Annotated in this window: 23 protein-coding genes and 4 pseudogenes; 6 read left to right on the plus strand and 21 right to left on the minus strand. The window is 59.5% G+C overall.

Features of this window, described 5'->3' with window-relative positions; all coding sequences use genetic code 11:
* Nucleotides 1–27: 27 nt before the first annotated feature.
* From CKW29_RS23315 to CKW29_RS23335, 5 genes are all read right to left on the minus strand, one after another.
* Nucleotides 28–792 carry an ABC transporter ATP-binding protein gene (locus CKW29_RS23315; RefSeq protein ID WP_095146878.1) on the minus strand — a complete coding sequence of 255 codons (765 nt, stop codon included), beginning with the start codon at nt 790–792 and terminating at the stop codon, nt 28–30.
* Nucleotides 793–810: 18 nt separating this feature from the next.
* Nucleotides 811–1,923, minus strand: coding sequence for a succinylglutamate desuccinylase/aspartoacylase family protein (locus tag CKW29_RS23320; RefSeq protein WP_095146879.1), 1,113 nt, complete (start codon nt 1,921–1,923; stop codon nt 811–813).
* Between the two features lie 9 nt (nt 1,924–1,932).
* Nucleotides 1,933–2,628, minus strand: a complete 696-nt coding sequence (locus CKW29_RS23325) for an ABC transporter permease (RefSeq protein WP_371850665.1) — start codon at nt 2,626–2,628, stop codon at nt 1,933–1,935.
* A gap of 15 nt (nt 2,629–2,643) precedes the next feature.
* Nucleotides 2,644–3,333 carry an ABC transporter permease gene (locus CKW29_RS23330; protein ID WP_095146880.1) on the minus strand — a complete coding sequence of 230 codons (690 nt, stop codon included), beginning with the start codon at nt 3,331–3,333 and terminating at the stop codon, nt 2,644–2,646.
* A 93-nt stretch (nt 3,334–3,426) separates the two neighbouring features.
* Nucleotides 3,427–4,203, minus strand: a complete 777-nt coding sequence (locus tag CKW29_RS23335) for an ABC transporter substrate-binding protein (protein ID WP_095146881.1) — start codon at nt 4,201–4,203, stop codon at nt 3,427–3,429.
* A gap of 219 nt (nt 4,204–4,422) precedes the next feature.
* Between CKW29_RS23335 and CKW29_RS23340 the strand changes: the two genes are divergently transcribed.
* Both CKW29_RS23340 and CKW29_RS23345 read left to right on the plus strand, forming a co-directional pair.
* Nucleotides 4,423–5,172 carry a tellurite resistance TerB family protein gene (locus CKW29_RS23340; protein ID WP_095146882.1) on the plus strand — a complete coding sequence of 250 codons (750 nt, stop codon included), beginning with the start codon at nt 4,423–4,425 and terminating at the stop codon, nt 5,170–5,172.
* A gap of 180 nt (nt 5,173–5,352) precedes the next feature.
* The gene (locus CKW29_RS23345; RefSeq protein WP_095146883.1) at nt 5,353–6,138 is read left to right on the plus strand and encodes a sulfite exporter TauE/SafE family protein; all 786 of its coding nucleotides are present in this window, start codon (nt 5,353–5,355) and stop codon (nt 6,136–6,138) included.
* Here CKW29_RS23345 and ampC read toward each other — a convergent pair.
* The 3 genes and pseudogenes from ampC to CKW29_RS23360 all read right to left on the minus strand — a co-directional run bounded on the left by ampC (nt 6,135) and on the right by CKW29_RS23360 (nt 9,329).
* On the minus strand, nt 6,135–7,307 hold the full coding sequence (ampC, locus tag CKW29_RS23350) for a class C beta-lactamase (protein ID WP_095149197.1): 1,173 nt from the start codon (nt 7,305–7,307) through the stop codon (nt 6,135–6,137). The genes CKW29_RS23345 and ampC overlap by 4 nt on opposite strands.
* A 215-nt stretch (nt 7,308–7,522) precedes the next feature.
* Complete coding sequence (locus CKW29_RS23355; RefSeq protein WP_095146885.1) at nt 7,523–8,569, minus strand: class I SAM-dependent methyltransferase; 1,047 nt, start codon at nt 8,567–8,569, stop codon at nt 7,523–7,525.
* A gap of 395 nt (nt 8,570–8,964) precedes the next feature.
* Nucleotides 8,965–9,329, minus strand: a pseudogene (locus tag CKW29_RS23360) (VOC family protein).
* A gap of 187 nt (nt 9,330–9,516) precedes the next feature.
* On the opposite strand from CKW29_RS23360, the gene CKW29_RS23365 reads away from it, so the two are divergent.
* A complete protein-coding gene (locus tag CKW29_RS23365) occupies nt 9,517–10,053 on the plus strand; it encodes a DUF4174 domain-containing protein (RefSeq protein WP_095146887.1) in 537 nt (178 codons plus the stop codon).
* 234 nt (nt 10,054–10,287) lie between these two features.
* On the opposite strand, the gene CKW29_RS23370 is transcribed toward CKW29_RS23365, so the two are convergent.
* From CKW29_RS23370 to CKW29_RS23380, 3 genes are read right to left on the minus strand one after another with little or no spacing between them, the layout of a single operon-like run.
* Nucleotides 10,288–11,469 carry an acetyl-CoA C-acetyltransferase gene (locus CKW29_RS23370; RefSeq protein WP_095146888.1) on the minus strand — a complete coding sequence of 394 codons (1,182 nt, stop codon included), beginning with the start codon at nt 11,467–11,469 and terminating at the stop codon, nt 10,288–10,290.
* A gap of 23 nt (nt 11,470–11,492) precedes the next feature.
* Nucleotides 11,493–12,152 (minus strand): CoA transferase subunit B, encoded by a 660-nt coding sequence (locus CKW29_RS23375; RefSeq protein ID WP_095146889.1) that lies wholly within the window; start codon nt 12,150–12,152, stop codon nt 11,493–11,495.
* A gap of 38 nt (nt 12,153–12,190) precedes the next feature.
* Complete coding sequence (locus tag CKW29_RS23380; RefSeq protein WP_095146890.1) at nt 12,191–12,889, minus strand: CoA transferase subunit A; 699 nt, start codon at nt 12,887–12,889, stop codon at nt 12,191–12,193.
* Between the two features lie 168 nt (nt 12,890–13,057).
* Here CKW29_RS23380 and CKW29_RS23385 point away from each other — a divergent pair, with 168 nt between their 5' ends.
* Nucleotides 13,058–13,942: a LysR family transcriptional regulator gene (locus tag CKW29_RS23385; protein ID WP_095146891.1), complete on the plus strand. Its 885-nt coding sequence runs from the start codon at nt 13,058–13,060 to the stop codon at nt 13,940–13,942.
* A 121-nt stretch (nt 13,943–14,063) separates the two neighbouring features.
* Here CKW29_RS23385 and CKW29_RS25635 read toward each other — a convergent pair whose 3' ends face one another.
* The 5 genes and pseudogenes from CKW29_RS25635 to CKW29_RS25640 all read right to left on the minus strand — a co-directional run bounded on the left by CKW29_RS25635 (nt 14,064) and on the right by CKW29_RS25640 (nt 17,392).
* A complete protein-coding gene (locus CKW29_RS25635; protein ID WP_143496908.1) occupies nt 14,064–14,330 on the minus strand; it encodes a hypothetical protein in 267 nt (88 codons plus the stop codon).
* A gap of 225 nt (nt 14,331–14,555) precedes the next feature.
* Nucleotides 14,556–15,608 carry a hypothetical protein gene (locus CKW29_RS23390; protein WP_095146892.1) on the minus strand — a complete coding sequence of 351 codons (1,053 nt, stop codon included), beginning with the start codon at nt 15,606–15,608 and terminating at the stop codon, nt 14,556–14,558.
* Nucleotides 15,609–15,671: 63 nt separating this feature from the next.
* A pseudogene (locus CKW29_RS25815) lies at nt 15,672–15,833 on the minus strand (IS5/IS1182 family transposase); the annotation flags it as partial.
* A gap of 145 nt (nt 15,834–15,978) precedes the next feature.
* Nucleotides 15,979–16,848 (minus strand): tetratricopeptide repeat protein, encoded by an 870-nt coding sequence (locus CKW29_RS23400; RefSeq protein WP_159950341.1) that lies wholly within the window; start codon nt 16,846–16,848, stop codon nt 15,979–15,981.
* Between the two features lie 7 nt (nt 16,849–16,855).
* Nucleotides 16,856–17,392 carry a hypothetical protein gene (locus CKW29_RS25640; RefSeq protein WP_141234468.1) on the minus strand — a complete coding sequence of 179 codons (537 nt, stop codon included), beginning with the start codon at nt 17,390–17,392 and terminating at the stop codon, nt 16,856–16,858.
* Between the two features lie 108 nt (nt 17,393–17,500).
* Here CKW29_RS25640 and CKW29_RS23405 point away from each other — a divergent pair.
* Together CKW29_RS23405 and CKW29_RS23410 are read left to right on the plus strand one after the other, a co-directional pair.
* Nucleotides 17,501–17,836, plus strand: a pseudogene (locus CKW29_RS23405) (bifunctional 3,4-dihydroxy-2-butanone-4-phosphate synthase/GTP cyclohydrolase II); the annotation flags it as partial.
* Between the two features lie 195 nt (nt 17,837–18,031).
* Nucleotides 18,032–19,792 (plus strand): annotated as a pseudogene (locus CKW29_RS23410) (RHS repeat-associated core domain-containing protein); the annotation flags it as partial.
* A 176-nt stretch (nt 19,793–19,968) separates the two neighbouring features.
* Here CKW29_RS23410 and CKW29_RS23415 read toward each other — a convergent pair.
* The 5 genes from CKW29_RS23415 to CKW29_RS23435 all read right to left on the minus strand — a co-directional run.
* Complete coding sequence (locus CKW29_RS23415; RefSeq protein WP_095146896.1) at nt 19,969–20,208, minus strand: Pathogenicity locus; 240 nt, start codon at nt 20,206–20,208, stop codon at nt 19,969–19,971.
* Nucleotides 20,209–20,252: 44 nt separating this feature from the next.
* Entirely contained in the window at nt 20,253–20,495 is a 243-nt protein-coding gene (locus tag CKW29_RS26170; protein WP_256577087.1) for a DUF1329 domain-containing protein, read from the minus strand.
* 34 nt (nt 20,496–20,529) lie between these two features.
* Nucleotides 20,530–21,564 carry an arginine N-succinyltransferase gene (astA, locus tag CKW29_RS23425; protein WP_095146897.1) on the minus strand — a complete coding sequence of 345 codons (1,035 nt, stop codon included), beginning with the start codon at nt 21,562–21,564 and terminating at the stop codon, nt 20,530–20,532.
* Between the two features lie 31 nt (nt 21,565–21,595).
* Entirely contained in the window at nt 21,596–22,612 is a 1,017-nt protein-coding gene (locus tag CKW29_RS23430; RefSeq protein WP_095146898.1) for an arginine N-succinyltransferase, read from the minus strand.
* Nucleotides 22,613–23,115: 503 nt separating this feature from the next.
* Nucleotides 23,116–23,227: transposase (locus CKW29_RS23435; RefSeq protein ID WP_143496878.1), on the minus strand; the 112-nt coding region annotated here is incomplete at its 5' end.

Here is a 23,227-nt window from a genome sequence, read left to right on the forward strand (position 1 = left end):
AGCGCCTGCCCACGGTCGGCGAGCGGCTTACTTCAGGCTGCCGGCCAGAAACTGCTGGAGGCGTTCGGACTGTGGATTGACCAGCACGTCACGCGGGTTGCCGCGTTCTTCGACAACGCCTTTGTGCAGGAACACCAGCTGGTTCGACACTTCGCGGGCAAAGCCCATTTCATGGGTCACCACCACCATGGTCCGGCCTTCCTGCGCCAGGTCCTGCATGACCTTCAGCACTTCGCCGACCAGTTCCGGGTCCAGTGCCGAAGTGGGCTCATCGAATAGCATCACTTCAGGCTCCATCGCCAGTGCACGGGCAATCGCCACGCGCTGCTGTTCGCCACCGGACATGTGCGCGGGGTACGCCCCTGCGCGGTGCGCCACACCGACCTTGTCCAGGTAGTGCGCGGCCTTTTCCCGGGCCAGCTTCCTGTCCATCCCCAAGACATGGACGGGCGCTTCCATGACGTTCTCCAGGGCACTCATGTGCGCCCAGAGGTTGAAGTGCTGGAACACCATCGCCAGCCGGGAGCGCATGCGTTGCAGTTGCCTGGGGTCGGCGGCCTTGAGCCCGCCCAGTTTGTTGGCGACCAGTTTCAGCGGTTCGCCATTGAGCAGGATACTGCCGGCGTTGGGTTGCTCCAGCAGGTTGATGCAGCGCAGGAAAGTGCTTTTGCCTGAGCCGCTGGAGCCGATGATGCTGATCACGTCGCCGGCCCTGGCCTGGAGCGATACGCCCTTGAGCACTTCGTGGGTGCCGTAGCGTTTGTGCAGGTCCTGGATTTCAAGTGTGTTCATGGTCTCGATTCTCTGGAGTCAGTCGCTGAGCAGGCGACCTTGGCGAATGGGGGTGGCGCCTGCGACCTTGGCCAGCCACAAGCCGGGTTGGGCAAAGCGCAGGCGTTCGCGGGCGTAGAGGATGCCGTCGGTGGTGGCGGTGACCACGCTGTGACGGTCGGTCAGTGGGTCGATGACTTCGAACAGCGGGTCGCCGACCTTGACCCGGGCGCCCAGCGGTTGCAGGAAGCTGACCACCCCGGGATGGGGGGCACAGGCATATTGCGCACCGGCAAAGGGGGTTGCCTGGCAGTCGGTCGACGGTGCGTCTGGCCATTCACCGTCGATCAGGCCCTGTTCGGCCAGATAGCCGAGAATCTGCTCGGCACTGGCGGTGCACTGTTCGCGTCCGGTGTCGGCCATGCCCCGCAGTTCGACGGTGGTTGCCACACAGGCCAGGGGAATGTTGGCCTGGGGGAACCGTTCGGCCAGCTGTAACCAGGGCATCGCACAGGCTTCGTCGAAGGCATTGCCCCCGGCGCCTTCGGCCAACAGCGCGGCACCGGCTCCCAGGCGTGCCGCCAACGAACGCAGGCGCGGCCAGTTTTGCGGCAGGGCGTACAGCAGCATGATCGACTCGAAGTCGCAGTGCAGGTCCAGCACCAGATCGGCATCGCACGCATGCTGCATCAGCCGATAGCGCAGGCCGTCGAGTTCCGAACCGGCCGGCGGCAGGTCGGCGAGGAGCTCGAGCATGGCGCGACGGATCATCGCCACGTTGGCCTCGGCATCGTCGGCCAACCGGCCTTCCAGGCGCCTGGCCACGGCGTCGGCCAGGTCCGGGAAGTCGCGGTTGAAGTTCTTGCCGCTATTGAATTCGAAGCGGCCCTGGTGGGTGGCCTGGAACATTTGCCCGAGGCCGATGGGGTTGGCCACCGGGACCAGTTCGATGACCCCGGTCAACCGGCCTTGTGCCTCCAGCTCTCGAAGACGACGCTTGAGCTCGACCGCCACGCGCATGCCGGGCAGTTCATCGGCGTGCAAGGAGGCCTGGATATAGGCCTTGCGCGCGCCACTGCCAAAGCGAAACAGCGAGAGCGTGCGTTCGGTGCCCGTGGCGCTCCAGGGCAGAACGTGTTGAATGTGCTGCATGGGATTTCCTTAGTGCTTGCGTGGGGCCAGGTAGGCCAGCCAATGGCGTTCGGCGAGCTTGAACAGGCGCACGAGAATGAAGGTCAGTACCAGGTACATCAGCGCGGCGGTGATGAAGGCTTCGAACGGCAGGTAGTACCGCGAACTGAGGGTGCGCGCTGCACCAGTGATGTCCACCAGGGTGACGATGGATGCCAGGCTGGTGGTCTGCAGCATCATCAGCACTTCGTTGCTGTATTGCGGCAACGCCCGGCGCAGGGCCGAGGGCAGCAGGATGCGCCGGTACAGGGTCAGGCGTGACATGCCCATGGCCCTGGCCGCTTCGATCTCGCCGCTGGAGGTGGACCTCAGGCTCCCGGCCAGCAATTCCGCGCTGTAGGCACTGGTATTGATGGCAAAGGCCAGGCAGGCGCAGAACGTGGCGCTGGACAGGTACGGCCACAGCGGGCTCTGGCGAACCGCTTCGAACTGCGCCAGGCCGTAATAGATCAAGAACAGCTGCACCAACATGGGCGTGCCACGGATGGCGTAGGTGTAGAGCCAGGCGGGTGCGTTGATCAGGGGTGAGCGCGACACGCGCATCAGTGCCAGTGGAATGGCAAGCACCAAGCCGAAGGCCAGGGAAATCAGCAGCACTTTGAGGGTCAGCCACGCGCCATTGAAATACAGCGGCAGGTTGTCCCAGATCAGGGTGTAGTCGAGCATCAGCGGAGCTCCCATTCAAAGATCGGCGGCTTTGATGCCGACCGAATAGTGTTTTTCCAGCCCGCGCAATACCAGCAGCGAGACACTGGTGATCACCAGGTACAGCGCCGCCACCGCGAGGAAAAACGTGAAGGGTTCATGGGTCGCATCGGCGGCGTTCTTGGCCTTGAACATCATGTCCTGCAGGCCGATCACCGAGATCAGCGCGGTGGACTTGATCAGCACCAGCCAATTGTTGGTGAAGCCGGGAATGGCCAGCCGAATCATCTGTGGCACCAGGATTCGCCAGAACACCTGGAGGCCGCTCATGCCGTAGGCGGCCCCGGCTTCGGCCTGCCCCTGGGGGATGGCCATGAAGGCGCCGCGAAAGGTTTCCGAGAGGTAGGCGCCGAAAATGAAACCCATGGTGCAGACACCCGCCACAAAGGGATTGATGTCGATGTAGTGGGTGTAGCCGAGCCCGAGGGCGATGCGGTTCACCAGGTCCTGGCCGCCATAGAAAATCAGCAGGATCAGGACCAGGTCGGGAATGCCGCGAATCACCGTGGTGTAGCCTTCGCCCAGTGTCGCCAGCCATTTGAGCGGTGACAGGCGAAACGCCGCGCCGATCAGGCCCAGGGTAATGGCCAGTGCCATGGCGCTCAGCGCCAGGTTGATCGACAGCCAGGCGCCATCGAGAATGCTCGATCCGTAGCCGTGAAGCATGATGAGGGTCCTCTCCCGCAACGCCGCCAGGCGCGCGGGACCAACAAGAGAAGTGGCGTCGGCCCGGGGCCCACGCCAGCGTTACGGATCGGCTTACTCGCCGTAGATATCGAAGGCGAAGTACTTGTCCATCACCTGCTGGTACGTGCCATTGGCACGGATCGCATCAATGGCCGCGTTGAGGCGCACGGTGTTCTGCGCGTCACCCTTACGCAGTGCGATGCCGGCGCCCCGGCCGAAGTATTTCGGGTCGTTGATGTCCGGGCCCACCAGGGCGAAGTCCTTGCCGGCCGGGGTCTTGATAAAGCTCTCGTTGGTGTTGACGATGTCGGCGAGGGTCGCATCCAGCCGGCCCGAGGCCAGGTCCAGCGAGGCTTCGCTCTGGGAGGCGTAGCGCACGACATCGACCCCGGCCGGCGCCAGTTGTTCGGTGGCGTAGCGGTCGTAGGTCGAAGCGCGCTGCACGCCGACCTTCTTGCCTTTGAGATCGATCAGCGGGTCGTTGATGACCTGGCCGGCTTTCATCGCGAACTTGCCAGGGGTGTGGTAGTACTTTTTGCTGAAGTCGACTGACTTCAAGCGGTCGTCGGTAATCGACATCGACGACAGCACCGCATCAATCTTGCGCACTTTCAGCGAAGGGATCATCCCGTCGAATTCCTGGATCACCCACAGACACTTGACCTTCATCTCTGCGCACAGGGCGTTGCCGATGTCGTAGTCGAATCCGCTGATGTTGCCTTCCGGGGTCTTGAAGGAGAAGGGTGGGTACGCGGCCTCGATACCGATACGCAGGCTGTCTTCGTCGGCGTGGGCGAGGGTGCTGGCGGCGAAAAGTGCCAGAGCAGCCAGAAGTCCTGTCTTGTTCATCTTGTTGACTCCGTGGGTTGGGGTTGGGAGTGAGTGCCGTCCGGTCTGGCGGGAGTGCCTCCATGGCGACTATGATTGACACGAAATAAATCACAAATCAACAAAATGAAAATAAAAATATCAACCTGCATTGTTGCTTCGGTCGGACGGTCATGGCGCAATCGGCCGCGAGGGCTATCGTTGCCTGACTGAATTACTGCCTTCGAAGAGGACACCGTCATGAACACCAGCGATCTGCTTGAACAATTGTTGCGGGCCGGCCAGGGCTCGATGAGCCAACAGGGCGGCAGTGATCTGGCAGGGCAAGGCGGCCTGGGCGATCTGGGCGGATTGCTCGGCGGCCTGCTGGGCGGCGCCGGCGGCGGCGCTGGTTCCGGTGGGGCGGGGATGGGCGGGCTGGGTGGCTTGCTCGGTGGACTGGGCGGGATGCTGGGGGGCGCGGGCGGTAATGCTGGCGGTTCAACCCAGGGCCGTTCGGGCGGGACCAACTATGCCGCGCTGGCGTCCCTGGGCATGCTGGCGTTCCAGGCTTACCAGAGCTGGCAACGGCAGCAGGCATCGGCACCTCGACAGGCACCGCAGACGGTTGACCAGTTGCTGGGTGGGCCTGAAGTCGAAGATCACAGCCATGCGGTCCTGCGGGCATTGATTGCGGCGGCCAAGGCGGACGGTCGCATCGACCCGCAGGAAAAGCAGACGATCAGCACCGAGATCGGTCGTCACACCGATGACCCGGACCTCCAGCAATGGCTCGATGAGGAAGTTGCCCGTCCACTGGACGCGGCCGATGTCGCGACCTCGGCGACCGACCCGGGCATCGCGGCGGAAATGTACCTGGCCAGTGTCATGCTGGTGGACGACCAGCAGGAGGCCGAACGTACGTATCTTGACGAGCTGGCGGCGGCACTGAGCATCGATCCGCAATTGCAGGTGCATCTGGAGCAGCAGGCCAGGGGCAAGACGGTCTAGGGTCCAACCCGGTACTTCAGACAGGGTCGTTGCCGACCCTTGTGGCATTGATCGTGGCAGGGAGCAGGGCGGGTCGCAGGTTATAAAGTCAGATCATATTGGTATAAGTGGTTATAAGAAAAATCGCTATGCTGCTGCCAGCTTTTTCAGGTCGTCACGCTGGTTCGGTAAGGTATGGCAATGGACTTCGGTAACGTTGGATTTGTAGTTGCAGGCTTGCTTGTCGGGTTCATTGTCGGGATGACCGGAGTTGGCGGCGGATCGCTGATGACGCCGATCCTGCTGTGGTTCGGCATCAACCCGGCCACGGCTGTCGGCACCGACCTGCTCTATGCGGCGATTACCAAGTCCGGTGGTGTGCTGGTTCATCAGAAGAACCGCAACATCGACTGGAAAATTACCGGCTGGCTGACGGCGGGCAGCGTGCCTGCCGTGGCGCTGACCCTGTTGTTCCTCAAGTACTTGAATACCGATCCGCAAGCGACCAACGCGATCATCAGGCAGGCCCTGGGTTTTGTGCTGCTGTTGACGGCGCTGGCCATCTTCTTCAAGGGTCGTCTGCTGGCCTTCGCCCATAAACACGCGGGCGACCACTACCACCTGAGCGGCAGGAGCCTGAACCTGCTGACGGTCGGCACGGGGGCGTTGCTCGGTGTGATGGTGGCGTTGACGTCCATCGGTGCCGGGGCCCTGGGCACGGTGGCGCTGTTCGTCCTCTATCCGTTCCTGGCCACCAAGCGCCTGGTGGGCACCGAGATCGCCCACGCCGTGCCGCTGACCCTGGTGGCGGGCCTGGGGCATGCGAGCATGGGCAACATGGATTGGCACCTGTTGGGGTTCCTGTTGATGGGCTCGTTGCCGGGGATCTACGTCGGCAGTCACTTGTCCGGGCGGATCTCCGATGGCGTACTGCGTCCTTGCCTGGCCACCATGCTGGTGTTTATCGGCTACAAGCTGGCGTTCTAATCGCGCGACTCCAGTGCACTGAGGATACTGTGGGCGGCTTTTACCCTGAGTGCATTGGGGTAGTTCCTGTTCGCCAGAATCACGATGCCGATTTTCCGGCTGGGCACGAAGGCGATATAGGCGCCGAAACCACTGGTTGATCCGGTCTTGTTGATCAGCACATCGGTTTGCGGCGATTGCGCTGGCGTGAGCCAGGTGATTGCTTGCGCTTGCAGGGCCATGTCCGACGAGTTGCCCGCTTGCAGTCGATCCAGCGTGACCGGGTAGGGGTAGAGCTCCCATCCCAGGCCCTGGGTCATTTCGCCGGCGCTGTAGAAGCCGGTGTGGGTGGTGGCGATTGCCGCTTGCAGCGCAGGCTCCAGCCGTACCGGGGTGATGTTGGCTTCGACGTAGCGAATCAGGTCCGCGGTGCTGGACTTCATGCCATAGGCTTCGGAATCCAGGGCTCCGGGGCCAACCCGGACCGGTGCGTTGGACTTGTCATAGCCCTGTGCGTAATGGCTCAGTTGGTCTTGCGGGACCTTGAGGTAGCTGTGCTTGAGGCCAAGTCTTGGCAGCAGGTCTTGCTCCATCACGTCATCGAAGGGTTTGCCCAGGCTACGGGCCGCGAGATAGCCGAACAGCCCGATACTTGGATTCGAATACTGCCGGTGGCTGCCGACGGGGTAGCGTGGCGTCCACTGTTTGAAATACCCGAGCATGCGCTGCGCGTCGTCGGCGTCGGCCGGAAACTGCAAGGGCAGGCCGCCCGCGCTGTAGGTGCCGAGCTGGAGCAGGCTGACGTTGTCGAAAATGCTGCCGCGCAACGCTGGCCAGTACTTGCTCGCCGGATCACTCAGGGTCATTCGGCCGGTGGCCAGGGCGTAGGCGCCCAGGGTTGCGGTGAAGGTTTTGCTGACGGACCCGAGTTCGAACAGGGTGTCATTGCCGACGGCTTGGCCGCTTTCTCGGGACGCCACTCCGTAATTGAAATAATGCACCTTGCCCTCCACCGTGACCGCGACGGCCATGCCGGGAATGTCCTGCTCCTGCATCACTGGCTTGAGGTTGGCGTCCACCACGGCTTTGATCCGCAGGTCTTGCTCGTTGGCGCTGACAGAGTGGATGGTACCGAACATCAGCAGGCAAGCGCTGAGCAGGCCCAGCCGGGTTGGAGAGGCGTTGTGCATGATTGAACCTGTATCCCTGAAGGTTGAAGAATTGCGCCGCTCCCGCAGAGCAAGCAGTGACGTCGAGAGGTGGCCAACTGTAGGTGGTTTATGGCGGGTCGCCAATCGATGGATGTAAGCGTTTATGTATGGCGTGTAGGGTGCCCCAGGACCCGACACGCCAGTAGGAGGTTACTTATATGTCTCAGGGAGTAGTGGCTTTTGAGTGTAGGACGTTACTTGCGCGCCTCCAGGATCAGGTTGAACGGTGTCTCGGCTGCCCGGCGGAACTGCTTGAAGCCGGCCTCGATGAAGACATCTCGCAGCCGTGCTTCACCCGCTTGTGCACCGAGCCCCAGGCCGACTTCCTGCGACAGCGAGTTGGGCGTGCAGATGAACGTCGATGCCGCGTAGAACAACCGTCCGACCGGGGTCGCGTTCTGGTCGAGCTGGTCCGTGGCATAAGGCTCGACCAACAGTACCGTGCCGTCGGGCTTGAGCGATTGATAGGCATGTTTGGCGGCGCCTACCGGGTCGCCCATGTCGTGCAGGCAGTCGAAGTAGCAGACCAGGTCGTAATCATTGCCAGGGTAATTCTTGGCCGTGCCCTGGACGAAGCGTGCACGGTCCGCCACGCCGCCTTCCTCGGCGCGCTGGGTCGCCGTGGTGATGGAGGGGGCATGGTAGTCGAAGCCGACGAAGGTCGAGGCCGGGAAGGCTTTGGCCATGACCACGGTTGAAGCGCCGTGACCGCAGCCGACATCCGCCACCTTGGCCCCGGCTTGCAGTTTATCGACCACGCCTTCAAGTGCCGGCAACCACTCGCCGACCAGGTGCGCACGGTAGCCGGGCCGGAAGAAACGCTCGGTGCCGCTGAACATGCAGGTGTGGTGATCACCCCAGGCAAGTGCGCCATCGCCGCGCATGGCCGTGACCAGTTTGTCCTTGTCATGGAACAGTGACGCAATCACCACGGCACCGCCGGCGACGTACACCGGTGAGTCTTCGACGGCCAGCGCCAGGGCCTGTTCTTCCGGCAGGCGGAACGTGCCGTCGCTGTGCTCCATGTAGCCTGAAGCCGCATGGGCGCTAAGCCATTCACGCAGCAGCCGGGCATTGCAACCGGTCTTGCCGGCCAGTGCCTCGGGGGTGACGGGTTGACTGTCGGCCATCGCCCGATACAAGCCCAGTTCTTCTCCCAGAATCACGTTGGCAAGCATCGCCGCGCCGCCCATGTCGGTCACCAACTTGCCCATGAAGTCATTCAGTTTGCCTTCGTCCATCGCCGGCTCTCCCAAAAAAAGGCCACCGGCGAACGAGGAGGCGTGCAATGACAGCGACCTTTCAGGCGGTGGTCGGATGGATGATCAGGGCAACCGCGCAGACGTGATGCGAGGCCATGCCGTCTGCCACGCGAATGCCCGGACACAGGGTATGTCCGGGCAGTTTGGACGCGATGCCGTCGTCCTGCTGGGTGTCACTGTGGGGCAGGGCCCCACAGGACGATTATGAATGGCCATTGGTTCCAGCGTCATGAGCGTGGTAATGGGCAGGCACGCTGCTGATGGACGCGAATTTGGCTATGTCCCCCTACTGGAGACAATTTGAGTGTAGTCCGCGTCAACACACCCTGCGTTGATCGCGGGATGTTTGCCGCGGGCATCTGGACAAACGGACGCTAGGGGCGGGTCATGATTTCCAGCAGATGGCCGTCCGGGTCATCGAAGTACACCCTGCGCCCGCCACCCACTTCATTGATCTGATCGGGGCGTTGTTTGCCGGGCTCCGCCCAGTACGGCAGCCCTGCGCCGTCAGGCGCGCGAACACCTGGTCGAAGGTCGGGTCGTCGAGCAGAAAGGCATAGTGCTGCAGGCTGATCGTGTCATTGTCGTAGTAGTCCAGCGACACTCCGTTATCGAACTTCACGATCAGCATCGGGCCGAAGGGTGTCGGGGCGGGCAGCCCGAGCAGGTTGGCCAGGAAAGGTGCCGAACGCTGCTTGTCGCGGCACCAGACGATGGTGTGATTGAGTTGCACGCTCATGGCTGAAACCTCCGTGATCCTGCATTGTGGCTTGTCTCTTCAGGCTAGTTCGCGGCCCGGGATCAAGTTGCGGATTAAGCCCGCTGACCTAAGCTTGGCAACATGGCGACAGAAATTTCAGGCAGCTGATCTGGATCTTTCGCCTTGATGCGCAATCATATAGCGTGGATATCAAAAGGAGATGCGCATGCTCATTCGGTCACTGACCCTCGCTACGCTGCTCGCTGTTTCCGGGCCTTTGTTCGCTGCCGATAGCGACGCACCCCTGGCCCAGGAACGCGGTAAGACCCGCCCACTGATTGTCATCGCCCCCAGCAGCATCGACCCGACGCTGGTCAATCTTAAAAAATCACTGGATGAGCCGGCCAACAAGAAAGCCTTTCAAGAACGCAACATGGTGCTCTACACCGTGGTCAACCTCATGGGCCAACGCGACGGCAAGGACCTTGACGCGCAAACCACCATGGCGTTGATCCGCGAACTGAAACTGGGTGTCAGCGGCGAGACCAAGGTCATCCTGGTGGGCAAGGACGGCGAGAAAAAGCTCGACCACCTGGGGCCGATCGAGACCAAGGTGGTGTTCGATACCGTTGACCAACTGCCTGCCGCCGAGAAAGAAGCGATGCCGCCACCCCCTCCGGTGGTGGAAACTCCACCTGCCAAGGGCGGCAAAGGGACCAAACCCGCCAAACCCGCCAAACCTCCTCAGCCGCTGGATGATTGAACTGCGCCAGGTGATGGCGATCAGGCTGAAGCGCGCGATCGGAAGATCAATTCGTCCAGGGTTTCACCTTGGTGATGTCGCACTTGCTCGCTCCTGCAAAGGTCCGCGTTACTGCGATAACCCTGTTGGTGTCAGGCATAAAAAACCCGGCGCAACCGAAGTCACGCCGGGTGTGTTGCCAGCCAGCGCGCGGATATCGTGGGTCCGTCCGCTGACTGTTGAACGCTTGAAGACTCAGGCCCGTTCGAGGGCCAGTGCCACGCCCTGACCACCACCGATGCACAGGGTGGCGAGGCCTTTCTTGGCGTCGCGCTTGATCATCTCGTGCACCAGCGACACCAGCACGCGGCAACCCGAGGCACCAATCGGGTGGCCCAGGGCAATGGCGCCACCGTTGACGTTGACCTTGCCCGCATCCCATTGCAGCTCTTTGCCAACCGCCAGTGCCTGAGCGGCGAAGGCTTCGTTGGCTTCGATCAGGTCCAGTTGTTCCAGGCTCCAGCCGGCCTTGTCGAGGCAGCGGCGGGTGGCGGACACCGGGGCAATGCCCATGATGGCCGGGTCGACGCCGGCGTTGGCATAAGCGGCGATCTTCGCCATGACCGGCAGGCCCAGTTGGCGGGCCATGTCGGCACTCATCAGCAGCACTGCAGCGGCACCGTCATTGAGCGACGAGGCGTTGCCGGCGGTGACGCTGCCGTCTTTCTTGAAGGCCGGCTTGAGCTTGGCCAGTGACGCAGCGCTGGTATCGGCGCGGGGTTGTTCATCCACGGCGAAGGACAACGGATCGCCTTTGCGCTGGGGGATCAGGATCGGCGTGATCTCGTCGGCAAAACGTCCGCCTTCAATGGCGGCCGTGGCTTTTTGCTGCGAGGCCGCGGCGAAGGCGTCCTGTTCCTCGCGGGTCAGTTGGTACTTGTCCACCAGGTTCTCGGCGGTGATGCCCATATGGTAATCGTTGAACGCGTCCCACAGGCCATCGCTGATCATGCTGTCGACCATCTTCGCGTGGCCCATGCGCAGGCCGGTGCGAGCGGCCGGCAACACATAGGGGGCCAGGCTCATGTTCTCCATGCCGCCGGCGATGATCACTTCGGCGTCGCCGCAGCGAATTGCCTGGGCGCCCAGGTGCAGGGCCTTGAGGCCCGAACCGCAGACCTTGTTCAGGGTCATCGCCGGTACCGCGTGGGGCAGGCCGGCGAGGATCGCGGCCTGACGGGCAGGGTTCTGCCCCGAGCCGGCGGTCAGCACATGGCCCAGGATCACTTCATCGACCTGATCGGCCGCCAGGCCGGTTTGCGCCAACAACTGGCGAATCACCGCCGCGCCGAGTTCCGGTGCCGGAATGCTGGCCAGTGCGCCTTGGAAACTGCCGATGGCCGTACGGGTGGCGGCGACAATCACGACTTCTTGCATCAGATATCTCCTCAGTACGCGAATCAGGCGAACTGCATTTCCGGAACATGGTCAGGGACGATTAGTTTGCCGGCGGTCTTGCTGACGATTTCCTCGACGCTCACACCTGGCGCACGTTCCTTGAGGATGAATGCACCGTTGTGGATTTCCAGGTAAGCCAGGTCCGTCAGCACGCGCTTGATGCAGTTGGCACCGGTCAGCGGCAGGCTGCAGTAGGACAGCAGTTTGGACTCACCGTCCTTGGAGGCGTGGGTCATGGTGACGATGATGTTGTCGGCACCGGCCACCAGGTCCATCGCACCGCCCATGCCCTTGACCAGTTTGCCAGGGATCATCCAGGAGGCGATGTTGCCGTGTACGTCGACTTCAAAGGCACCGAGCACGGTGAGGTCGATATGGCCGCCACGGATCATCGCGAAGGATTCGGCAGAGGAGAAAATCGACGCGCCAGTGCGGGCGGTAACGGTTTGCTTGCCGGCGTTGATCATGTCGGCGTCGACCGCGTCGTCAGTCGGGAAGGCGCCCATGCCGAGCAGGCCGTTTTCCGACTGCAGCATGACTTCCATGCCTTCGGGAATGTAGTTGGCGACCAGGGTCGGAATGCCGATGCCCAGGTTCACGTAGTAGCCGTCCTGCATTTCGCGGGCGACGCGCTGAGCCATTTGTTCGCGGGTAAGAGCCATTTTTTATTCTCCGTTGTTCGTCGGGCTGGGGGCGAGGATCACTTGCGCACGGTGCGCTGTTCGATGCGTTTTTCGAACGTGCCGCAGATGACCCGGTCAACGTAGATACCGGGGGTGTGGATCTGGGTAGGGTCCAGTTCGCCAGGCTCGACGATCTCTTCGACTTCGACCACGGTGATCTTGCCGGCGGTGGCCGCCAACGGGTTGAAGTTCTGTGCGGTGTGGCGGTAGACCACGTTGCCGAAGTGGTCGGCTTTCCAGCCTTTGACGATGGCGAAGTCGCCGGTGATGGATTCTTCCATCAGGTACGGACGGCCATTGAACTCACGGATTTCCTTGCCTTCGGCCACCGGGGTGCCGACACCGGTCGCGGTGAAGAAGGCCGGGATGCCAGCGCCGCCTGCGCGCATTTTTTCCGCCAGGGTACCCTGCGGGGTCAGCACCACTTCGATTTCGCCGCTGAGCAACTGCTTCTCGAACAGGGCGTTTTCGCCCACGTAGGAGGCCACCACCTTGCTGATCTGGCGGTCTTCGAGCAGTACGCCCAGGCCAAAGCCGTCGACGCCGCAGTTATTGGAAACCACGGTCAGGTCGCGGGTGCCTTTGTGTTTGATTTCGGCGATCAGGTTCTCCGGAATGCCACACAGGCCGAAGCCACCCGCAATCACGGTCATGCCGTCTTCAAGGCCGGCCATGGCCTCTTCATAGGAACTCACGCGCTTGTCGAAACCTGCCATATGCACCTCTTTTGTTCTTTGTGGGCGGCTGGCTAGCCGTAGGGGAGCAGTGTTGCGCCGATGGATATATTTGTTAAATTGATTTTTAGGTTAGATTGATTGATAAGTCTCATTAATTGGCTGCGAACAGCGTGCAGCCTGCAACTGATAGCGGGAGTGGAACGACCGATGACCGTCAAGCAGATCCGGGCATTTCTGGCAGTGGCCCAGAGCCTGAGCTTCGCCGTGGCCTGTGAGCGCCTGCACCTGTCGCAGTCGGCGTTGAGCCTGACCATCAAGGCGCTGGAAGAAAGCCTGGGCGGACGGTTGTTCAGCCGGACCACGCGCAACGTGGCGCTGACCCCGGAAGGTGAGTCGCTGTTGCCGCTGGCCCGACGGCTGATTGCCGACTGGGACAACACCGAGGACGAAATGCGCCAGCGCTTCACCCTCCAGCGCGGCCGGGTGACCCTGGCGGCCATGCCTTCGTTTGCCGGCAACCTGCTGCCACCGATCCTCAAGACTTTCCGTGCCCGCTACCCCAAGGTCAACGTCACGGTCAACGATGTGATCAACGAACAGGTGCTGGAAATGGTCCGCGACCGCCAGGTGGAGCTGGGCGTGGCCTTCGAGCCGATGCAGAGTTCTTCGCTGGAATTCACCCCGCTGTACCTCGACCGGTTTATCGCGGTGGTGCCCAGTGATTCGCCGTTGGCCGAGTTGACTGAAATCGACTGGAACACCCTGCTGGAACAACCCTTCATTACCCTGCAACGACCGTCCACGGTGCGGGTGATGCTGGAAGAACACCTGCAGGCGAGCCAGACCCGGTTGCCGGTGGCGTTCGAAAGTCATCAGTTGGCCACGGTCGGGCGCATGGTCGCCAGCGGGCTGGGTGTCAGCGCCGTACCTGCCCTGTGCGCCGAACAGATGCGCGAGCTCGGCGCCCGTTGTATCCCCCTGAGTGAACCGACCATCGAACGCGCCATCGGCGTGCTGACCCGCCCCGGTGCCGAACTGTCGACGGCGGCCCAGGCGTTGTTCGACATCCTCAAAGGTGAGGTCCGGCTGTAGGCCCGCAAAGCGAACCTATGATGTTTGGCCATCGTGGGCTCTTGCCTTTGATGGGCGCGGACTCTACTGAATCGCGACGCTTGCAGGGTTCAAATGAGGTTCGACTGATTTCGTACAAATCCTAGGGTTTAATGGATGTTCTGACTTCGCCGTGCTTATCTACGGTGCCTATTATTTTTCTCACGATATTATAGCTACCCCCATCGTCATTGGTTTTTTTGTCATCAAGCAAGACCGTAATCTTTTCTCCTGGTGTATAGCCACTTGTTTTAATGAGGAGTCCCACAGTGTCTCCAGAAGATGCACTTTCAAGTTCGATAGAAAAGTCACTTGCCATCCATGTTGCCGATATGATTTTTTTACCGTCGTCGTGTAATGGAGTGGTCACACTTCCTGTGCTCTCTATCGTTCCGGTCGGGATGGGGTAAACCACATTGCTGCAAGCCGTCGTTAGGAGGCTAAGCGCGTAAATTACTACTAACGATGTAAATCTCATTATTTGCTCGCTGTATGGTTTTCACAGGGCGGCATGCTTAATGTCAATTGGCGCTGAGTCGTCTTTCAAGAGTGGCCTTGCTATCATTTTCATGGTCAATTGATGCGTTTGAAATGGTTATTTTCGCTTAATTATATAAAGGTGCTCATTCGCTGAAAATAGAGAGTATTTTAAATTTGGATTTGTGTAGTAAGCAAAATCTACGAGTAAGCTCTCTTTGGGTGGAAAAGTTTCACCCTTGAAGTCAGTGCGGGACAAGCTGCCTTTGTTTTTGAACTTCAAGCTGCTTTCACCCACCGTCACTTGATAATAACCCACGCCATCCCAACTGTAAGACATGTGGCAACCCACCTGATCTGAGGCGCAGAATTTACTGTATGTTTGTCTTTCGAAATATGGGATTGTTATGTTGTTTGGCGGTACATATCGTCCAAAACTACGTTCAGTGTCAGTGAAGTCTGTGAATAAGGTGTTGAAGCCTGATATTCTTTTGCCAGAATAATCAGATTTTAATGAATTCCCGTACAGGATGTACCACTCGCTCGTTGAGTTAAGATAGTATATTTTTCGAATTCGTCGCTTGTTTTCTTGCGGGCTGATTTTTTCCCAAGCTGCAACGTCATCCAGTCGCGCGCTTTTTCTTACGACTTCTTTGTAGTAAGCGTCGACCTGTTCGGTACTCCAGGTTAACTCTTGGTTGATGGGAGTAAACGGTTTCTTTGTATTGTCACCGTTGAATGGCCAGGTGGAGTAGTAAGCCTTCTCTTTGTTTACCAGAAAAACACCATCAACCATTTCTTCATCGCCGGTGTTCTCCTTTATCAGGAAGCTTCTTGTAAATTGACGTCTGTCAATAATATTTCCAGAGGTGTCCAGTTTGTAGAATTCGTACAGGCGGGTACTGTCGTCAACGTCTGTTGCGACTTTAATGATAACGTTGTTTGTGACTTTATTAATGTTGTGTTCGACTGTGGCTCGCGGTGGAGTTTTAAACTTTTCAATGGTGTGATTCTCGAACTCTGTGATTTCGTCGATGTATTTATAATCTGCGAATTCAGTGGGTAGCTTTTCTATTTTCTCGCTAGAAAAAAGCGGGGGAGAGTCCTGGTAACCGCAACCCGCCAATACGCTGAGTGCGGAAATGGTAAGAAATGAGATGATTAGGTTCATATATACGATTTTGATCCGTCAAGGAGGCTCGTTGCTTATGCCATAATGCTGCTAACTTCTCAGTCGCGCAGCTATCGACCAGATGATGTCCCGTTCCGCATGCTTCGATTGTGTGGCAGCACCAGTGTAGCTCGCATCGCCAGAGACGTACGTTCCTCCACCCTACAACACATCGGCCAGGTCGGCCGCTGTCCCGACATGTACCCTTTGCGACTCTTGATCGAGGGCAGCGCGGCAATCCAGCGCACTCTGTCATGTGCAAGTAAATTGAGCCGAAAAACGGGATAAATGCGAGCCGGGCCGGTTTCAAATGCGCGCCGTAACAGCTAACGAATGCCTGATCTTTGCCCGCGAACCATGAACGGTCTATCTAAATTATTGCAATATTCGGGCAGGTTGCATTTTCAGGTGAGCGCCCAAGGAACTCGCTTGCCCAAACTCCCAAAGAGGCGTACCAGGGGTCATTGACATCAAGTAATTCTGCTTCGGCTTCTTCAAGCCCGCTGTTCGCCGCATTTTGAAGCCAGAGCCTGCTCTGTTTCGAATCCACGGCGACATGATGATCCCCTGATCCATAAATTTTACTAAGGGTAAATTGAGCTTGCCCGTGATGCTGCAGGGCTGCCTGACAGAGCCAGTATGCGGCTTTGCGATCGTTGGAAGAATACGCGGCGTCCATTTTGTTCATGCTTGCGTCTGCTTCCATGGCGGCCTGTTCGATGCCGCGAGTATCGGTCCAGTACAATGTACTCAAGGTATATTGAGCTTCGGCATTGCCCTGTTTGGCAGCTTGCTCATACCAATACATGGCTTTCATTACATCTTGTTCGACCCCGGTTCCTCGCAAGTAGCTAAATCCAAGCTCCATTTGCGCTAAATCCAAGCCTCGTTTGGCTGCCTGCTGCAGATACGAAATCATTCTTTTTTCGTCAGGCTCTCCAACATCGCCATCTCTATAAAGGATCGCTATTTCAAACGCTGCGCGTGCATTACCTAATTCTGCAGCCTTACCATACCAGCGCAACGCACCGGAGTAATTCTGTTGTGTGTAATACGTGTAGCCTAGATTAAACGCTGCCTGGACATCGCCTTCTCGGGCTTTTTGAATCCAGGTCATCTCTTGCTCGGCGCCCTCTGCCGCCTGAGCTTCATAAGACTGTTTATCCTCGGCGTGGACCTGCAGGCTTATGACTGACGTTACAGCAAGCAATACGCGTAGTAGCAGGGTATAGACACTCATGATTTTCTCAATTTCCATTAAGTTCGGCCGCTCTCCAAGGAGAACTGTCATTGCTTATTTTTTTCCATACACGCCCATCGGTCGTTCGAAAGGTGCCTCCTGTCGCACAACATCCACCCGCTCCGAACGCCATCCGTCCAAGCCAGACGGTTACTGCGGCCCCTTCTGCTTTGAGAAATTGCCGATCACAGACGGTGAAAAATGGATAAAATTCAGGTTCGACAACCAGGAGTGCCTCCCTATTTTTTAACGCGCCATTTATTCTGTAGACCTTGCAGTCTTGAACGACAAAGTGAACAGGTTTCCCCAGCAGCGCGCCCTCGAAGGCAAGCTCTGGTGGAACGTCACGAAGCAAAATCTCTGCTGCACTTAGTGTTAGCTCGGGCTCCGCAGACTCTGTAATCAACGGTACAAGACTGGCCACGCTCAGCACCAACGCGTGAGCACCGACGACTATCCAAAATGGCTTGCGCGCGGTCCTTCCTCCACCCAAAGGAACACTCAGGGTATCGACAGAAAGCCAGCCCTTTGTGCGTGGCAACATGTGCGGTGTACATGACCTGAGCTCAATACAGTCGGCGATGGCATCGGCAAGCTTTGGGGCCAAAGTATCGATATTCGCTTTCAGTACTAAATGCAGGGCTTTGGCTCGACCCTGCGCGATGCCCTCGGTTGTGAAGCCGAAGGTGGGCCCCGGCAATGGAATCTGGAGTGTTCCCTGGCGAACATTGCCCAGGCCGAGTGTGGGGTGGTGGTGCTGGCCCAGCAGGAGTCCGCGCAAACGTTAATCGAGCAACGGTGTCAACGCAGCGGCGGCAAGATCCAGCCACCTCAGTTCGCGCAACGTACCCTGGGGGTTGGTGCACAGATCCTGCGCGATCTCAATGTGCGCAAAATGCGCCTGCTTAGTTCGCCAGTTCCCTACAAGGCCGTGTCGGGGTTCGCTCTGGAAGTGGTGGAGTTTGTGCCGTTCCAAGTGCCGTCGTAGGGATCGACAGCACCACGCCTATGGAGCGCCACCGCGGCGTTCCACAGGCGTGTCTGTAGTCGTTTTGTCAGATGTTTGAAGGATTAGTCTGCAAAATACCAGGCCGAGTCTGAATTTTCGGCAGCCCGATCAACAGCCCGTTTCGCTCATGCAGAATCGCTCACCTTCATTCTGCACCAGAGACATCGGATGCTCGCACCTGCCCAGTACCGCTATGACGTCCAGGACCGACGGCTGCACGTGACCTTGCCGGACGGCGCAATCCGCACCTTCAGCTACAACGACCGTGGCCAGGTGACGGCCGAGCAGGATGAGCTGGGGCAGGTCATATGCTACGAGTACGACGACAAACTGCACCTGCTCAGGCGTCGGATCAATGCCGATGGCACTCAGCTTCGTTATGGTTATGACGATGCCCGGCGGTTGCTCTGCGAGATCGAAAACGAGATTGGCGAACAGTATCGGCTGGTGTACGGCCGCACCGGACTGATCGAGCAGGAAACCGGTTTCGACGGGCGGCGCACGACTTATCGCTACGACCCCAAGGGGCATCTGCTGGAGAAAACCGAGTTCGGCGATGACGGCGCTACACTGATCACCGGTTACCGGCGTGACGGGGTAGGGCGCCTGCTGATCAAGACCTTGCCAGATGGCAATCAGGTCGAGTATGGCTACGACAGCCTCGGCCGACTGCTGAGGGTCGAAGATGGCAATCACTGGCCACTCAACTTCACGTACGACCTCCAGGCCCGCTTGATCAGCGAGCATCAGGGCTGGGCTCGCTTGTGTTACCGCTACGATGAAGCTGGCCGACTCAACCAGGTGCAGTTGCCGGACAACCGCGTCCTCGACTATCGCTACGCCGAGGACGGTATGTTGTCTGCCATTGATTTCGATGGCGAGCGGCTGACCCGTCATCACTTTGAATCCGGTCGCGAGCAGGAGCGCCAGCAAGGCCCATTGCTCAGCGACTACCACTACGACGAACAGGGTCGGTTGCAGGTTCATGCGCTCAGCCGACCCGACCGTCCGCTGTACATGCGCCACTACAGCTATGGGGTCAACGGCAACCTGGCGACCATCGCCGACAGTCGCCACGGCCAGCGCAGCTACTATTACGATGCACGTAACCGTCTGGTCCGTGTGCGTCACGCGCGTGGCGAAGCGACGCAGCAGTTCACCTACGACCCGCTCGGCAACGGCCGGCAAGGCGACCGTCTCTGTGAATATGACGCCTTTGGCAACCTGGTCTGTGAGCGCCAGGCTAGCGATCCCTCGCTCGTGACCCAGTACCGCTACGACTGTCAGCACCGATTGGTCGGCGTGATCCTGCCCAGTGGCCGCTTGGCGACCTACCGTTATGATGCCTTTGGTCGGCGCACGGCCAAAACAGTCGATGGCAACACTTGCGAATTCTTCTGGCAAGGCGAGCAACTGGTCGCCGAATGCTCCGGCGAGCATGATCGTAGCTACGTGTTCGAGCCCGGCACGTTCCGTCCGCTGGCGATGCTTGACCGTCACGGTTCGGGGCCAGCGCGCTCGTTCTACTACCAGCTCGATCACTTGGGCACCCCGCAGGAGCTCACGGACAGCCGCGGCGAGATCGCCTGGGCCGCCACCTACCGCGCCCATGGCCAACTCGCCAGCCTCAGGCACTTCGGTGAGGAGCCGCTGGAGCAGCCACTGCGGTTTCAGGGGCAGTACTTCGACGCTGAAAGTGGCCTGCACTACAACATGCATCGCTACTACAGCCCGGGCCTTGGCCGGTACCTGACCCCGGCTGCGAACAGGCTGGCAGGTGGGCTCAACGCTTATCTCTACACACCGAACCCGACGGGCTGGGTCAACCCATTGGGGCTCACCCCTTGTCCGGCGGGCGCCCGACGCGAACCGGTCCCGGAGGTGGAGGATCCGACGAGCAAGGCATGGGTCGATGGGGGGGAGCCGACGGTGCCAGGGCCGTGGATACAGGCCGGTTCCCAGCTCAAGTAAATGGCCGCATTCCCGTCTGTCAGTTTTTTAATGAGGTGCGGCTCTTTTCACGAAATTCTCACATTCGCAGGTGCAGATTGATCAGACAAAAGGACTTGACCCCATAGACAGAGAACCCGCCATGCGCGGGTTTTTTGTTGTCAATCTGCCAGCATTTTCGCCTGGGTTATTGCCGCCTCAATCGCTGCTCGTGCCTGGGGGCTGTTCTTCCAGCAACTGGACCCGACGATGGCCGACGCCTGGGTCACGATCTCAAGCGCATTGGCCTGGCCCAGTTGCGCCAGTGAGCTGAACCCCAATTGCTCCAACCGACGGACGACTGTCGGGCCGACTCCTTTGACGCTTAACAGTGTTTGCGTTTCTTCCGTTGAAAATCCCATGGCAACTCCTTTTTCCAGATTCGCGACACTGTAGCCCATGCCTGTCATGAATGGAGCTGGAATAAGCGCGATTCACGGTTGCGGTCAGGGTTTGACGCCACGCAACACAGGATCTGGTCAGCGCTCACGCTGGGTTCATCGATCCGGTAGTTGTGGTACGGGATGTAGATTTCTTTTTTGCCGACGATGATCCAGTTGTGGCGATCCGGGGCTCCGCTGAACAAGCGGTCTTCGTCATATGCCCGGAAGCCGCCCGCGCGCAGCTCGGCGACCCGCGCCAGCAGCATCCGGCGCGGGTGATTTGAGCGTGTGTTTGAACCTTTACGCGGCCACTGCCTGCTGCTGTTGCTTGAACAACGGCACGCCCCGCACCGAGTCGCCCGGCTGCAGCTGCAGACGCTTGGCGATCAGGCGGTCGACCAGCAGGTGGTTGCCGTGCAGTTGGGCGCGCGCGGTGGTGATGCGGCAATTTTCCAGGCGCCGGTTATGGATCAGCCAGGTCGGTGCGTGGTCGTCGGGTGTGCCGATGGCCAGCGCCAGCGTCTGGCTGTCACGCACGGCGCGGATGTCGGGTATCCGGGCTTCTATCACCGGGCCGGCGTCGAAGATGTCGATGTAGCCCTGATGGGAAAAACCTTCGGCGCAAAGGATTCTGCGGGCCGGTTCCGAATTGCTGTGGGCCTTGCCAATCACCGCTTGGGCTTGTTCGGTGAGTAGGCAGGTGTACAGCGGCTGGCGCGGCATCAGTTCGGCGATGAAGGCTTTGTTGCCGAGCCCGGACAGGTGATCGGCGTGGCTGAAATCCATCTTGAAAAAGTGCCGGCCCAGGCTGTCCCAGAAGGGCGAACAGCCTTGTTCATCCGCGCTGCCCCGGAGCTCGGCAATCAGTTTTTCACCGAACAACTGCGGGTATTCGGCGACAAACAGCAAGCGTGCCACGGACAACAGGCGACCGTTATGGCCCCGGCGCTGATCCGGGTGCAGGAACAGCGAGCAGACTTCCGATTGGCCGGTCATTTCGTTGCTCAGAAACAAGGTCGGGATCTGGCGCTGGATACCCAGGTCTGTCGAGGTATTGACCGTCATCCCCAGGCGGTAGTTGTACCAGGGCTCTCGCAGACCAATGGCACCGCTCAGGGCGCTGATACCGATGACTTGCTGGTCGTCATCCTCGAGTACGAACAGATAGTCGGCGTCGGCCTTTTCAACCTGGTTGGCGAAGGTGCGCTGGGCCCAGCGCAGGCGATGGCTCAAGCGCTCTTCGTTGGCGGGTAGGGTGGTGAAGCCGGGGCCGGCGCGTTGTGCCAGTGCCAGCAGCGCACGCAGGTCAGTCAGTTGAGCCGGGCGCACGATCATGATGGGGCTCCTTGAATGCCGAAGACCCAGGTCATAGGGCAACCAGCCGGACCGGACTGCCGTCGGCCAGTTGCAGGGCACCCAGCGTGGCGGTATCGAGCATGACCGGTTCACCTGCGCTCCAGTCCAGCTCGATGACCATTGCCCGGTAGTGTGGCAGGGCGTCATTGCTGACCAGGTACGGTGTCTTGCCAAGGGCCTGTGTACCTGCCCGCGCAACGGCCAGACGCGAATCAGCGATCGAACGAATGCTCGGGGGGCGCGCAAACAGCGTGGGGCCGCCGTCGAACAGGTCGATGTAGCTGTTGGTTTCGAAACCTTCACGCTCAAGGATATCGAAGGCTTCCTGGCCATCGGGATGAATCCTGCCAATGCACGCCTGGGCCTCGGGTGACAGCATGGGCACGTAGATCGGGTAGTGCGGCATCAACTCGGCAAGAAAGGAGCGGTTTTGCAGGCCGCACAGGCGTTCGGCTTCGGTGTAGGGCAGGTCGAAGAAGTGCTTGCCCAAGGCGTTCCAGAAGGGTGACTCGCCGGCATCGTCACTGTAGCCGACGATCTCCGTGATCACCGCGTCGGAAAAGCGTTGGGGGTGGGCGGCGATGAACAACAGTCGTGCCCGCGACAGCAGTTCCGAGAGAGGCGTACGTTCAAGCTCGGCGTTGATATGAAAGCCGCGCAACAGAGTGTGGGCGTTCAGGTCCTGGCACAGCGACAGCGCGGGCACGCCGTGATGGATGTTCAGCTCACGGGACTCACTGGTAAAGGGGCGATTGCGCAGGCTGTAGAAGGCTTCGTTGAAACCCGCGGTGGCGAGGATCTCCGAACAGCCCAACAGCTGCTGGCTGGCCAGATCCTCAAGCACGAAGAAGTAGTTTTCCGGGCCATTGCGCTGCACCTCGCTGGAAAACGAAGCGCAGGAACCGAGGATTTTCTGGCGTAGACGCTCGGTATCGTCTGGCAGGGACGTGACGCCCACCAGGCTTTCACGTGCAAGCTGCTGCAACTGGGGGAGGTCGGATAACTGAACTGGGCGTAAAGCCAGCATGGATGTACTCCTGTATCTGAATGACCTGGCGGTTTCCGTTGCCAGGTTTGACTATCACTGTCGGTTTCCACGCGTTGCTATGGCGGTTGGCCAACCCCTGTCAGCGTCCGTCGGGTGTATCGCTCAACGGCCTCTGTCGGTTGATGGCGAGGGGCGCCAATGTGCGGCTGGCAACCGCTAAAAGGGTTGCCGGATCGCGGCTCTGCAGTTTTCCATAGTAGTTGATCCCCCGTAGGTGCTGCAGCATTATGCGGGCCGGTCGGTGAATTTTTTTCAGTGGCTGACAAAGTGATGAAAAATCGCGAAGTCCTTGTCTGATAATGGATTAAAAGGGTTCAGCGATAGGCGCAAGGTATTACATATTGGTGTGTAAACACTCGGCTCCTTGTAGGACCGCTTCGGCGCAGAAGTTTCACCCTGTACGGGTATAGAGGCTCGCCGGCGCCCGTTGTTCCGCCACGAATGTATTTGCATGCTGATTGCTTGCCCTTTTTTTTGGTTCTTCACGGATTACCGGGAAAGACGCTCTTGATCTTCATGAAAAAGAATTCGCTATCCCGGTAACCGTACGCCACCCGCTTGATGACCTTTATTCGATTGTTGATACCTTCCAAC

The sequence above is a fragment of the Pseudomonas sp. Irchel s3a18 genome (assembly GCF_900187535.1).
Classification (GTDB): domain Bacteria; phylum Pseudomonadota; class Gammaproteobacteria; order Pseudomonadales; family Pseudomonadaceae; genus Aquipseudomonas.